Below are 12790 nucleotides of genomic sequence, written 5' to 3'. Positions count from 1 at the left end.
CCGTCTCAGTAGCTTTTATAAGGCAGAAATTTCCCACTCATCACGATTTTGACCCGATCACCTTTCGGATCAGGTTCACGCTGCAAGTCCATACTAAAATCGATGGCGCTCATGATGCCGTCGCCGAACTCCTCGTGAATCAAGGCCTTAAAAGTCGTACCGTAGACATTTACCAGTTCGTAGAACCGGTAAATCAACGGATCGGTCGGCACAGCACTGGGCAGCGAACCTTTGTAGGGCACCACTTGCAGTTGGGCGATAGCCGCCGGCGGCAAATCCAGCAGCGCACCGATGGTGGCGGCTTGTTCGGCGTTCAAGGTCATCTGCCCCAGCAGCGCGGCGGTGGTCCATTCCTTACTTAAACCAATCGCCTCGGCTAGTTGCGCCCAGCTCAGTTGTTTGGCCAGTTTTTGCGTAACGACCAATTCGGTCACTTCGTTGCGTGTCATCTTTAACTCCTTTGCCCATTGAACAGCGAGAAAAAGGCCTCTGGCTTAACAGCGGCGAGGCCGGATCGAATAAGGATTAGTTGAAAGAGCGTTTCGGCGCGGTTCTGACATGCGTGGAATACAGCGTCAAGCCAGTAAAGGCCAAGCCGCCGACCAGATTCCCCAACACGGTGGGGATCTCGTTCCAGACAAAATAATCCATAATCGAGAAATTGCCGCCCATGATCAGGCCGGAGGGAAATAAAAACATGTTCACCACCGAATGTTCGAAGGTCATACCAAAGAACAGCATGATCGGCATCCACATCGCGATTACCTTACCGCTGACGGAGGTGGAAATCATCGCCCCCACCACGCCGGTGGATACCATCCAGTTACACAGCATGCCGCGAATAAATATCGTAAACCAGCCGGCGACGCCGTATTTGGCGTAACCCAGTGTCCGCGCTTCGCCGATACCGGCCAGCTTTTTGCCAACCGCATCCGGTTCCACGGAAAACCCATAGGTAAACACAATAGCCATCATCACAGCCACCGTTAAGGCACCGAGAAAATTACCTAAAAACACCAAGCCCCAGTTCCTGAGCACGCCAGACAAGGTTACGCCGGCACGTTTGTCTAGCCAGGCCAGCGGCGTCAATACGAACACGCCGGTCAGCAAATCGAACCCCAGTAAATACAGCATGCAAAAGCCGACCGGAAACAAAATCGCCCCAAAGATCGGCGAGTTGGTTTGCACGGTAATCGACACCGCAAATACTGCCGCCAAAGCCAGGATCGCCCCGGCCATATAGGCGCGGATTAAAGTGTCGCGGGTTGACATGAAGATTTTGGATTCACCGGCATCGACCATCTTTGTGACGAATTCCGAAGGGACCAGATAGGACATAACTCACCTTTTAAATGTGGGAACAAATTGAATATCGGCGTTTTGCAAGCACCGCCATTCGTTTGATTAAGCCTGTGTGCGCAAGCTAAAGGTCCCCTGGAAACGGGCGGGTTACTCGTAAGCGAAGGTCCTGAAGGAATTAAAGGCGGGCACAACGGACGAATAAACCATGCTGCGGGTATAAAACCAGCAACGTTTCAACGCCGTTGTTGAAGGGAACCGAGGGTGCGCCATTGCACCGGTTAATTTTCAGCACGGATTGTGCCAGCGTCTCGAATACAGCCTCGGCAAGCTTTGCGCCGCTAACCTAAGTAAGCCAAACCTGCATTGCGCACCAAAACGGACTGCCAACGCACCAAAACAGGCAAAGATAAATCTGAGATACGTTTGCCAGTAGCCTCCAAATCAGCATCGATAACCAGCGACAGACTCCCATCCGCTATTTTCAGCAAAAACGCCGAGTAGCGGCTATGCTTCGCCGACGTTTACCCAGTAACCGATTCTAACGTCATCGCCCTATGTAGCCGAGCCTATGCCATCGTCGTCGCTTAATAAAAAACTGGTCATTACTTACAGCTCCTGGAAAAAACTATTAGCTCTATTGGGATTAGCGCTAGCCTTGCTAATGGCCTGGGCCGGATTTCTGAGCAATTTTTTCATCCTCGAAATTAGTTTTATTTTGTTAGGCGCTTACTGGGCTTGGGCAATTCTTGGCATCGTATCGACTATATCGATTACTCTTTATCCGAACAAAATCGTCAAGCGCAGTTGGCTAGGCGAAACCACCATTCCAACCCATGCCTTGCTAGTAGCCGATAGCCTGGATCAGGGTAACGTGAAATCTTGGCGCTTTTTTCACGGATCGAACAAAAACATCCGCGAGTCTATTCAGGTGGCGGGCTATTTTTTATCGCCAGAGCTGAGACTATGGCTGGATTCTTATCGCCGCAACATCTATCGGCTAGGCAATTTTTCCAGCAGCCCGTTGAGCAGCAACAGCGCCGTCTGCGTGGAATTCGACAAAGCGGTGTCGTCTTTCCGTTTCATGGCCGTGCTGAGCGGCGTATATCTGTTGGTGTATGTGATTTATGCAACGATGCTGTACTGGCAATATCCGGTGTTTGCCGGCTATGCGCCGCAGTTACCGGCGTGGCCGGTGCGCTTATTGTTTGTTGCCATCGCCTTGGCGGCGTATCCGCTATTGCAAGCACTGACTAAGCTGCCAGTCAATGTGCCGAACTATTCCGTACGCGTTGCACAAGCCCAGCAGCAAGCCTTCCGTTCCGCATTGATCGCCAATGGCGTGGCCTGGTTAGGTCTGCCGCTGTTTCTGCTGTGCGGTAACAGACTGGATTTTTATCTGCTGTTGTCGATAGGCGCGATTTATCATTGCGACTTTTATCCCCGGCTATCCACCTGGGAAAGCGTGTTGCAAGCCGCCCCGGAAGCCCAGTCGGTCCAGGCGGCGGTTCCCCGCCGTTCCATGCAGGTGTCCTTGGCTTTATTAGGCGGTTTATCGCTTGCCAGCTATGCCGGTAACCCGAACGATTTTCGGATACGTCAACAAGATTGCGTCGACGACCAAGGCAACCCGGTCGAATGCCACAGCAGCGGCAGCCACGGCGGCGGTTCCGGTTCCAGTTATCGCGGTAATGGCGGCTCGGACAGCCATAGCTCGACAAGACGCGGCGGCTTCGGTTTCTTCGGCGGCTCGCACAGCTCCTTCGGCGGCTAGGCATGCAACGTATAGCGCTAACTCCCCGCACCGATTGGCAGCAGCGGGTTGAGGCCGTGGGTATGCATTATCACACCCTGGACGGCGACGCTTACTGGGACGAATCGGCTTGTTATCGATTCACGGCCAGCCAGATCGATGTGCTCGACGATGCCACCGCCGAACTGCACGCGCTGTGTCTAAAAGCCGTTCACGCCATCATAGGCCGCAATCTGTTCAAGCAACTGCTGATTCCGGATTGGGCCGTGCCCTATATCGTCGATTCTTGGGAGCGCCGCGAACCCAGCGTTTACGGCCGCTTCGATCTGGCCTGGGACGGCAGCGGCCAGCCCAAATTGCTGGAATACAACGCCGACACGCCCACCGCGCTGCTGGAAGCGGCGGTGGTGCAATGGTTTTGGTTGCGGGATTGTTATCCGGACGCCGATCAATTCAATTCGATACACGAAAAACTGCTCGGCTTTTGGCAACATTACCGGCAGCGCCAGCCCAGCCTGCATTTTGCCGGCGTCGATACCAGCGACGAGGACAGCGGCAATCTGGAGTATCTGCGCGACACTGCCGTACAAGCCGGCCTAAATACGCAACGCCTGGCTATAGACCAAATCGGCTGGGATACCAGCGGGCAACGCTTTGTCGATCTGCGCAATAAGCCCATCCGCGCGCTGTTCAAACTTTATCCCTGGGAATGGCTGTTACACGAGGAGTTTGGCCCTTACCTGCCGCAAGCCCGGCCCTCGATGTTGGAACCACCCTGGAAACTGCTGCTCAGCAACAAAGGCATCCTGCCGATTTTGTGGGAATTGTTTCCCGACCATCCCAATCTGCTGCCGGCTGAGTTTCGGCGAGCAACCGCTGCTGGGCGACTATGTGCGCAAACCACTGTACTCCCGCGAAGGCGCCAACATCCAAATTCGCCGTGGCGCCAGCGTCATCGAAACTGACGGCAGTTACGGCGGGGCAGCTTACATTTTTCAACGGTATACGCCGCTGCCCAATTTTGCCGGCAACTTTCCGGTGATCGGCTCCTGGATCATCGCCGATCAACCCGCCGGCATCGGCATCCGTGAAGACAAAACCGAAATCACCGGCAACAATAGCCGCTTCATCCCGCATTATTTCGTCGAGAATTGACTATGGAATCGCTAGACCTCACTCACATCCTGGCCGGCGCTAACGGCTTTTTTCTGCATTTCGTCGCGGCCGCTGCCCTGACCGGCGTGTTTGCTTTCTGCTATCTGTGGATTACGCCCTACGCCGAATTCAAGCTGATCCGCGAGGGCAAAACCGCGCCGGCGGTAGCGTTTAGTGCCGCACTGCTGGGCTTTGTGTTGGCGCTGTCCGGGGCTATCGCCAACAGCGTGTCGTTCATCGACATGTTGATCTGGGCCGGCATTGCTTTATTTTTACAGGTGCTGGTGTTCGTCGGCCTGAGATTGGCGTTTGCCGACCTGTGTAAACGCATCGCCGACGACGAACTGGGGCCGGCCATCGTGCTGGCCGGTTTTGCGCTGGCGGCGGGCTTATTGAGCGCGGCCTGCATGACCTATTAACGCTGTGTCTCCCGCCAAACGCATCTTAATCGTCGAAGACGAACCGGCGATTGCCGATACTTTGATTTACGTGCTGAACAGCAGCGGTTACCAGACCGAGCACGTCGGCTTGCTGCAAACCGCGTTGTCCAGGCTGCAAACCGACTCGTTCTCCCTGGCTATACTCGATGTCGGCCTGCCGGACGGCAACGGTTTTGACTTGTGCCGGCAGTTGCGCCGCTTCTCCGACATCCCGGTGATTTTTCTGACCGCGCACGGCGACGAAATCGACCGCATCGTTGGTTTGGAAATTGGCGCCGACGACTATGTGACCAAGCCGTTCAGCCCGCGTGAAGTGGCGGCCAGAGTCGGGGTAATCCTGCGCCGGCTGGGCACCGACACCAATAAGCCAACACCAACGCCAAACACCCAATTTGATTTGGACAGCCAAGCCGGCCGCATCCGCTATTGCGGGCACTTGCTGGATTTGACCCGTTACGAATTTCTATTGCTGAAATTATTAATCGAGCATCCGGAACGGATTTTCTCCCGCGAACAACTACTGGAAAGAATCTGGCAAGACCCCGGCGAGGTGTTCGACCGCACCGTCGATACCCACATCAAAACCTTGCGCGCCAAACTGCGCTTGGCCGCCGCCGACCAAGACCCGATACGTACCCATCGCGGCTTGGGTTATAGCTTGCAAAGCCGATGAAGTTATCGGTCCGGCTGTTTTTGGGATATTTCCTGCTAGTAGCAGTGACCGGGCAACTGGTGCTGTTACTGGTGGTAAAGCAGATCGGTCCCGGCGTGCGCACCGCGCTGGAAGCCAGCCTGGTTGATACCGCCAACCTACTGGCCGAACTGGCCGCGCCGGACTTGTTGCAAGGGCAAATCGCCGACGGCCATTTCGCCCAGGCGGTCAAGCGCTACAGCAAGCGACCGGTGTCGGCGACCATCTTCGGTTTTCCCAAACAAACTCTGGATTACCGGGTCTACGTCACCGACGCCGCCGGCATCGTCCGATTCGACTCGGCAGGTTCGGCGCTTGGAGAAAATTACGCTCTCTGGAACGATGTGTATCTAACCCTGCAAGGCCAATACGGCGCCCGTTCCACGCAAGCCAATCCCGGCGACAAAACCAGCTCGACCATGCATGTTGCCGCACCAGTACGCGACGGCGAAAAGTTGATCGGCGTGGTCACTGTCGCCTACCCCACTGCCCTGCTGCAACCCATTGTCGACGCCAGCAAGAATGCCATACAACGCGGCGCCTTCTGGCTGTTCGGCGGCGCTTTGCTGTTCGGCGCGATATTCAACTGGCGCTTAACCCGCGCCATCGATTTACTGGTCGGCTACGCCCGCAGCGTCGCGTCCGGAGGCAAAGCCAGTCCGCCGAAATTACGCAGCGTCGAACTGTCCACGCTGGCCCAAGCCTTGGAAACTATGCGCCGGGAATTGGAAGGCAAGCAATATGTCGAGCGGTATGTACAAACCCTAACCCATGAAATGAAAAGCCCACTGGCGGCGATACGCGGAGCGGCGGAATTGCTGGAAGAACCGCTGCCGGATGCCGACCGCCGCCGTTTCGCCGACAATGCCCGCGAACAAGCCGAACGCCTGGATCAATTGATCGAACGTTTATTGGGACTGGCGGAATTAGAGCAGCGCCAGCAATTATCCGATCCACGGATTTTGGATTTAGGCGAATTGCTGAATAACGTCCTGGCTGAAAAAGCCCCGCAACTGCTGCAACTACATTTGCAAACCGCCGTGGCGCTACACGAATCGCTACCGGTGCTAGCGGAAGAGTTTCTATTGCGGCAGGCCATTTCCAATCTACTGGATAACGCCTTGGCCTTTGCACCCGCCGGCTCGGTAATCGAAATCTACGGCCGCCGTGACGGCAAGCAAATCATCCTGCGCATCCGCGACCACGGCCCCGGTATTCCAGACTACGCACTGGAGAGGTTGTTCGAACGCTTCTACTCCCTGCCGCGCCCCAACAATGGCCGTAAAAGTACCGGTTTGGGCTTGGCCTTTGTTCGGGAGGTGGCTGTATTGCATGGTGGGGAGATCAAGGTTGGCAATGCCGAGAGTGGTGGGGCGGAGGCGGTGTTGAAATTTCCCACTGATCTACGAAAATAAAATAAGAAAAGAATGTTCTCACGGTTTGAATCTAGAATTGCAAATATTCCCACCTTATATCGGCATCTTTTGAAAGGTCTAACATGGCAAAAAAATATCAAGTATTCATTAGCTCTACTTACGATGATCTTAAAGAAGAGCGAGAACAAGTAATAAAAGCTGTCTTAGAAATGGGGCATATTCCAGTAGGAATGGAAATGTTTAGTGCTGCTGATGAGGAACAATGGAAAATTATTGCTCGTCAGATTGATGACGTGGATTACTACGCTGTAATTTGTGCACATCGTTATGGATCAGTAACTGACGAAGGAATTGGATATACAGAAAAGGAATATTGATCTTGCCCGGATTTGACGGACACTCAACTAAGCGACTTTTTTAGCTTCAAAATTTTCCGGGCTGATATAGCCTAATTTGGAGTGAAGCCTTTTTCGATTGTAATACACTTCGATATATTCAAACACTTGGTACTTGGCGGCTGATCGGGTTAAAAACCGTTCACCATGAATCGCCTCGACTTTAAAACTGTGGTTCCAGCTTTCCATGGCGGCGTTGTCATAGCAATCGCCTTTCTTGCTCATGCTGCAAATCAATTGGTGTTTGGTGAAAAGCTTCTGGTAGGCGGCAGAGCAATACTGGCTGCCTCGATCCGAATGGACAATGACGCCTTTAGGCATTCGGTGACGCCATAACGCCATGATCAGGGCATCACAAACCAACGTTGCCGTCATCCGTTCGGAAATGGCCCAACCGATCACTCGACGTGAATAAAGCTCAAGTACCACCGCTAAATACAGCCAACCTTCTTCCGTCCAAATATAGGTGATATCCGATACCCATTTTTGATCGGGGCCGTCTGCCGTGAAGTTTTGTTCCAACCGATTCGGGGCGACCGGTAACGAGTGGTTGCTGTTCGTTGTGGCTTTGTATTTCTTAGCCGCCTTCGCTCTCCAGCCATGGCTTCGCATGATCCTGGCTACCCGGTGTCGGCCTGCTGATTTTCCTTCGTCTTGTAGTCGCTGTGTAATTCTGGGTGAACCAGGACGGCCTTTCTCATCCTCAAAAATACGTTTAATCTCATTGGCTAGCCATTTATTCGCTTCGCCTCTATCGGAAAGTGGCCTGCACTTCCAGTCGTAGTAGCCACTCCGTGAGACCGTTAACAGGCGGCACATGAGTCCCACAGGGAATTGATCTTCATTAGCTTTGATCATGGCGTACTTCACTTGGGCTGTTTGGCAAAGTACGCTGCCGCCTTTTTTAAAAAGGCGACTTCCTCTTCCAGGCGGGTGTTTTCTCGTTTAAGCCGCGCCATTTCGGCCTGCTGTAGCTTTTGATCTTCGAAGGGCTGTCCTGTTTGGCGACGCTTGGCTCGCCAGTTGTACAGCATCGATTCGGCGAGCCCTAAATCTTTGGCCGCCTTTGGGATGCCATCCTTGTCGGCACGCTCCAGGGCTTGTTCTTTAAACTGCGCGGTATATTTGTTGCGGACAACGGGGATCTTTGATTCGTTTTGGGCTTTCATGATTTTCCTCGGGGTTAGAGATTACTCTCTTAGCCGAGTGTCCGATAGATCAGGGCAAGATCATATGACTACGCATCAGAGAAAGGTGTACCTACGTTAGGTTTTGTAATCGCACACGATGCAGCGTGGCCTGCAAATAAACGAGATGCTGAACATGAAAAACAACAATCACTAGAACGATTTAAAAGCAAAATAAAAAGCAAACTTGTTAATTTCTGGAGTACAAAAGAAGATCTGCACGGTAAGTTTTCGATATCCCTAATGAAAGCCATCACAGCAAACCCGAGAGTGGGTTGGGCGCGAGCAGATGAATCAGCAGGCCCAGAAGTCATGAAAGAGTTATTGAGGCTAAGCAGCGAAAATGCGGCTCTTCGGAATGAAGTAGAGGCGTGGAAACGGAATGATCTTGCCCGGATTTGACGGACACTCAACTAAGCGACTTTTTTAGCTTCAAAATTTTCCGGGCTGATATAGCCTAATTTGGAGTGAAGCCTTTTTCGATTGTAATACACTTCGATATATTCAAACACTTGGTACTTGGCGGCTGATCGGGTTAAAAACCGTTCGCCATGAATCGCCTCGACTTTAAAACTGTGGTTCCAGCTTTCCATGGCGGCGTTGTCATAGCAATCGCCTTTCTTGCTCATGCTGCAAATCAATTGGTGTTTGGTGAAAAGCTTCTGGTAGGCGGCAGAGCAATACTGGCTGCCTCGATCCGAATGGACAATGACGCCTTTAGGCATTCGGTGACGCCATAACGCCATGATCAGGGCATCACAAACCAACGTTGCCGTCATCCGTTCGGAAATGGCCCAACCGATCACTCGACGTGAATAAAGCTCAAGTACCACCGCTAAATACAGCCAACCTTCTTCCGTCCAAATATAGGTGATATCCGATACCCATTTTTGATCGGGGCCGTCTGCCGTGAAGTTTTGTTCCAACCGATTCGGGGCGACCGGTAACGAGTGGTTGCTGTTCGTTGTGGCTTTGTATTTCTTAGCCGCCTTCGCTCTCCAGCCATGGCTTCGCATGATCCTGGCTACCCGGTGTCGGCCTGCTGATTTTCCTTCGTCTTGTAGTCGCTGTGTAATTCTGGGTGAACCAGGACGGCCTTTCTCATCCTCAAAAATACGTTTAATCTCATTGGCTAGCCATTTATTCGCTTCGCCTCTATCGGAAAGTGGCCTGCACTTCCAGTCGTAGTAGCCACTCCGTGAGACCGTTAACAGGCGGCACATGAGTCCCACAGGGAATTGATCTTCATTAGCTTTGATCATGGCGTACTTCACTTGGGCTGTTTGGCAAAGTACGCTGCCGCCTTTTTTAAAAAGGCGACTTCCTCTTCCAGGCGGGTGTTTTCTCGTTTAAGCCGCGCCATTTCGGCCTGCTGTAGCTTTTGATCTTCGAAGGGCTGTCCTGTTTGGCGACGCTTGGCTCGCCAGTTGTACAGCATCGATTCGGCGAGCCCTAAATCTTTGGCCGCCTTTGGGATGCCATCCTTGTCGGCACGCTCCAGGGCTTGTTCTTTAAACTGCGCGGTATATTTGTTGCGGACAACGGGGATCTTTGATTCGTTTTGGGCTTTCATGATTTTCCTCGGGGTTAGAGATTACTCTCTTAGCCGAGTGTCCGATAGATCAGGGCAAGATCAGAAAGACTCGTCAAAGAAAGATGATGAATACCGAGAAGTTGTAAAAGTCCTAAGCAATAACAATGTGAATTTATATGTGTGGTACGAAGATAAATGGTCTGACCCAGAGCCGACGACACTACTTCGTATATTTGAGGCTATTGCTCCGAGCCTACAAGTAGAGAACTCATTAGAGAATATTGGCACCGATATTGCCCTGGCTCTAGCTAAACCTGGTTATCGTAGTAAATGGCCAGTTCCCACAAATCACATCAAACACTGGCTTTCTGATTTCTTAAGCTTAGGTTTGATGGAACCATCCAGTAAAAAACATTCGGTAACTGATAAATATGAATATTGGTCACTTTCCAAGTTTGGACGAGATGTTTTTTCCTCCCTTCGAAAGTTAGAACTATGGGCAGGTATATCGAAAGAAGAGGCGGCACCAGAAAATGAGGAACTTTGGTAACACAATCTGCCATTATTGCTGTCGTATCGCGACAACGTGACCTACGAAATCCGGTTCACTCAAAATTCAAAGCTTTTATGCTGTCGGGCGGGTGCTGAACGCCCCAACCCTTTGGATAGCGCCCCTTGGCGTGGTGAGCCAAAAACCACGACCAAGGGTAGTCCGCCGGATTAGACACCAACCGGTGTTTGACCGGATTGTAATGGATGTAGTCCGTATGCCGGTGCAGGTCGTCGATATCGCGAATCAGATGATCCCAAAATCGCCGCTGCCAAAGCATGACGGGTTGGGTGGCATTGTGATCCCGCTTCCAACGATGGGTGAAACGCAGTTTTACCGATTGCACGATACTGGAAATGTCACTATCTGGATCCGGCAAGATAAGCCAATGGAAATGGTCATCCAGAATGGCATAGGCTAACATCCGGAAAGGCATATTTGCTTTGACTTCCCGTATCACGCTTAACAACAACGCCTTTTCGGATACGCCGGCGAGTATCGGTTGTCGCCGATAACAAACCGCCGTAATGAAAATCGGCCGGTTGTCTGCGGGGTATCTGCGGATGTTGGTCATTGATGTTGGCAGTTTCTTATCAGGAGTTGCTTGGACATTTGCCAATGCGTAGGTCAGGGTGCGCACTAGCGTTCCCTGACAATTTGGCTTCTATTCGTCACGTAGCCGCTCGGCAACTGCTCCTGCGCTGCCCTACCTCCTGCATCCATGCAGTCGTATCGCGCCAACGTGACCTACATAAGTCACCCACAGAAGCTCTTCCAGTGCCCCATATTTTAGTCGCGCACCCTGACCTACACTTCTCAACATTAAAAATTAAATACTCCCAGTTTCTAGCCAGCAAAAATCCGGTTTTTAACGTATATTTTCCGAATATTTACAAAACCGATGATCACTATCGATGGAAGACGACTACGCGATTTTTAACCAGAAACAAATCGTTAATTATCTAACGGAAATCCAGCGGCGCAATTGCATTTTGTCCGCTCGCTACGGTGCGAATAATCAATCGTTTTTAACGGCTATCGTGCAAATTGACCTTAAGCATAATTCCTTGGCGATAGACATTGCACCGACGAAAGAATTGACGGACCGTTTGTTACTGACCAAGCATGTGCATTTCTTCACTCAGGTGGATGGGATAGAAGCGGCGTTTCAAGGGGGGAACATCAAACTGGCGCAAAGCGAGCATGGCGCGGTGTTAATGATGCCCTTGCCGGATAAGCTGCATTGGCGGCAACGGCGCAATTATTACCGGGTGAAAGTGCCGCAATCGCATGTAGGCACCTATTGTCAGTGCAGCTTTAACGTAACCGACGAGGATGGTCTGCAATCTTCCCTTACAAAAACCTTCAAGCTGATGGATATCGGTTTGTGCGGTCTGGCCCTATCCAATCCTGATCACGAATTACAACCCAATTTAATGTCTATTGAGGCGACGAGTTGTACCTTATTCCTGCACGACCACGAACATCACCATGCCGACATCGGACTGCGCGCCAAATACAGCGTTGACATTAAAACCAACACGATAACCACCACCCATCGGATAGGTTTTCAATTTACCTCCATTTCGCCGGCCTTTGAAAGCAGCGTGCAGATCTACATGCAATCCATAGAACGGATGCTAAAAAACATTGAAAGTCATTAGAGCTGACACGCCCTTTTCTGCGAGCAACCGACGAAAAACACCTTCCATGCCACAACGGCTGCGATTCATAGTTACACCCATTTTATAAGAATAGGCAAAGTTATCGTGTCAGTCATCAGACTATTAATACCCCAATGCGGGTTTGCAGGAATTGGGATTAATCCGGTCGAGCTTGAAAAACAGAGCATCGTCGCGGTACCAGCCGACTTTAATACCCCAGCATCGATGACTATTACAGCTTTCGACCTTGCTCTGATGAACGGCGATAAGGCATTGCAGGACAATCTGGACCTGATCGATCAAATAAGGCCCATTGCTCCGGCGTGTAAATTTATGGTCGTGCTTAGCCATTCAAGTGTCGACGCAGTTGCCTATATGCGGGCCGGCGTGATGGGCTTGTTGGCTTCATTTCCCGACGCGGTAAAGTTGGCCGAAATCATCCGCAAGATTGTTCAAGGCGAATATTACTTGGATCAAGGCATTGCCCAGCTATTAGCCATGCGGCAAATAAAAAAACAACTTGATCCGTTCATCTCGCTCAGCTCGCGCGAGTTCGATGTGTTTTGTCTGCTAGCCGAAGGCTGCTCCTTGCAAGCCATAGCCTCGAAACTGGGCATCAGCAGCAAAACGGTTTCCAATTGCCAAACCCAGCTCAAGCTTAAACTGGTTCTTGAAAACCGGGAAGATATAAAAAACTTTGCAATTAGCCATGGCCTGATCCTTGATAGAAGGGTATGATTCCCGTT

13 protein-coding genes and 1 pseudogene are annotated in these 12790 nt (G+C 51.7%); 9 read left to right on the top strand and 5 right to left on the bottom strand.

The genetic code is table 11. The annotated features are described in order from the left end of the window. Positions 1–5: 5 nt before the first annotated feature. Together cynS and ACH50O_RS03875 are read right to left on the bottom strand one after the other, a co-directional pair. Positions 6–449, bottom strand: a complete 444-nt coding sequence (gene cynS / locus ACH50O_RS03880; RefSeq protein ID WP_446810726.1) for a cyanase — start codon at positions 447–449, stop codon at positions 6–8. A gap of 76 nt (positions 450–525) precedes the next feature. Continuing rightward, on the bottom strand, positions 526–1338 hold the full coding sequence (locus ACH50O_RS03875; RefSeq protein ID WP_446810725.1) for a formate/nitrite transporter family protein: 813 nt from the start codon (positions 1336–1338) through the stop codon (positions 526–528). A gap of 532 nt (positions 1339–1870) precedes the next feature. Between ACH50O_RS03875 and ACH50O_RS03870 the strand changes: the two genes are divergently transcribed. The 6 genes and pseudogenes from ACH50O_RS03870 (at position 1871) to ACH50O_RS03845 (ending at position 7091) form a co-directional block, all read left to right on the top strand. Beyond that, complete coding sequence (locus ACH50O_RS03870) at positions 1871–3073, top strand: hypothetical protein (protein WP_446810724.1); 1203 nt, start codon at positions 1871–1873, stop codon at positions 3071–3073. A gap of 2 nt (positions 3074–3075) precedes the next feature. Then, positions 3076–4207 (top strand): annotated as a pseudogene (locus ACH50O_RS03865) (glutathionylspermidine synthase family protein). Between the two features lie 2 nt (positions 4208–4209). After that, entirely contained in the window at positions 4210–4626 is a 417-nt protein-coding gene (locus ACH50O_RS03860; RefSeq protein ID WP_446810723.1) for a DUF350 domain-containing protein, read from the top strand. Positions 4627–4630: 4 nt separating this feature from the next. Then, positions 4631–5320, top strand: coding sequence for a two-component system response regulator CreB (creB, locus tag ACH50O_RS03855; RefSeq protein WP_446810722.1), 690 nt, complete (start codon positions 4631–4633; stop codon positions 5318–5320). After that, positions 5317–6753 carry a two-component system sensor histidine kinase CreC gene (creC, locus tag ACH50O_RS03850; protein ID WP_446810721.1) on the top strand — a complete coding sequence of 479 codons (1437 nt, stop codon included), beginning with the start codon at positions 5317–5319 and terminating at the stop codon, positions 6751–6753. The genes creB and creC overlap by 4 nt, the downstream gene beginning before the upstream one ends. 83 nt (positions 6754–6836) lie before the next feature. Then, positions 6837–7091 carry a DUF4062 domain-containing protein gene (locus ACH50O_RS03845; protein ID WP_446810720.1) on the top strand — a complete coding sequence of 85 codons (255 nt, stop codon included), beginning with the start codon at positions 6837–6839 and terminating at the stop codon, positions 7089–7091. Positions 7092–7118: 27 nt separating this feature from the next. Here ACH50O_RS03845 and ACH50O_RS03840 read toward each other — a convergent pair. Together ACH50O_RS03840 and ACH50O_RS03835 are read right to left on the bottom strand one after the other, a co-directional pair. After that, a protein-coding gene (locus tag ACH50O_RS03840) for an IS3 family transposase (RefSeq protein WP_446807918.1) occupies positions 7119–8278 on the bottom strand; the annotation gives its coding sequence in 2 pieces (ribosomal slippage) (positions 7119–8005 and positions 8005–8278; 1161 coding nt in all). Positions 8279–8709: 431 nt separating this feature from the next. After that, a protein-coding gene (locus ACH50O_RS03835; RefSeq protein ID WP_446807918.1) for an IS3 family transposase occupies positions 8710–9869 on the bottom strand; the annotation gives its coding sequence in 2 pieces (ribosomal slippage) (positions 8710–9596 and positions 9596–9869; 1161 coding nt in all). Between the two features lie 37 nt (positions 9870–9906). Here ACH50O_RS03835 and ACH50O_RS03830 point away from each other — a divergent pair. Beyond that, positions 9907–10380 carry a hypothetical protein gene (locus tag ACH50O_RS03830; protein ID WP_446810719.1) on the top strand — a complete coding sequence of 158 codons (474 nt, stop codon included), beginning with the start codon at positions 9907–9909 and terminating at the stop codon, positions 10378–10380. A 55-nt stretch (positions 10381–10435) separates the two neighbouring features. Here the strand turns inward: ACH50O_RS03830 and ACH50O_RS03825 are convergent, their stop codons facing one another. After that, positions 10436–10954, bottom strand: coding sequence for an REP-associated tyrosine transposase (locus tag ACH50O_RS03825; RefSeq protein ID WP_446810718.1), 519 nt, complete (start codon positions 10952–10954; stop codon positions 10436–10438). Positions 10955–11294: 340 nt separating this feature from the next. Here ACH50O_RS03825 and ACH50O_RS03820 point away from each other — a divergent pair, with 340 nt between their 5' ends. Together ACH50O_RS03820 and ACH50O_RS03815 are read left to right on the top strand one after the other, a co-directional pair. Further along, on the top strand, positions 11295–12044 hold the full coding sequence (locus ACH50O_RS03820; protein WP_446810717.1) for a flagellar brake protein: 750 nt from the start codon (positions 11295–11297) through the stop codon (positions 12042–12044). A 105-nt stretch (positions 12045–12149) separates the two neighbouring features. Then, positions 12150–12782 carry a LuxR C-terminal-related transcriptional regulator gene (locus ACH50O_RS03815; RefSeq protein WP_446810716.1) on the top strand — a complete coding sequence of 211 codons (633 nt, stop codon included), beginning with the start codon at positions 12150–12152 and terminating at the stop codon, positions 12780–12782. The last annotated feature ends 8 nt before the right edge of the window (positions 12783–12790 follow it).

Source organism: Methylomonas sp. 2BW1-5-20 (genome assembly GCF_052474515.1).
Note: the sequence above shows the minus strand (reverse complement) of the source record. Positions and strands in the feature narration are given on the sequence as shown.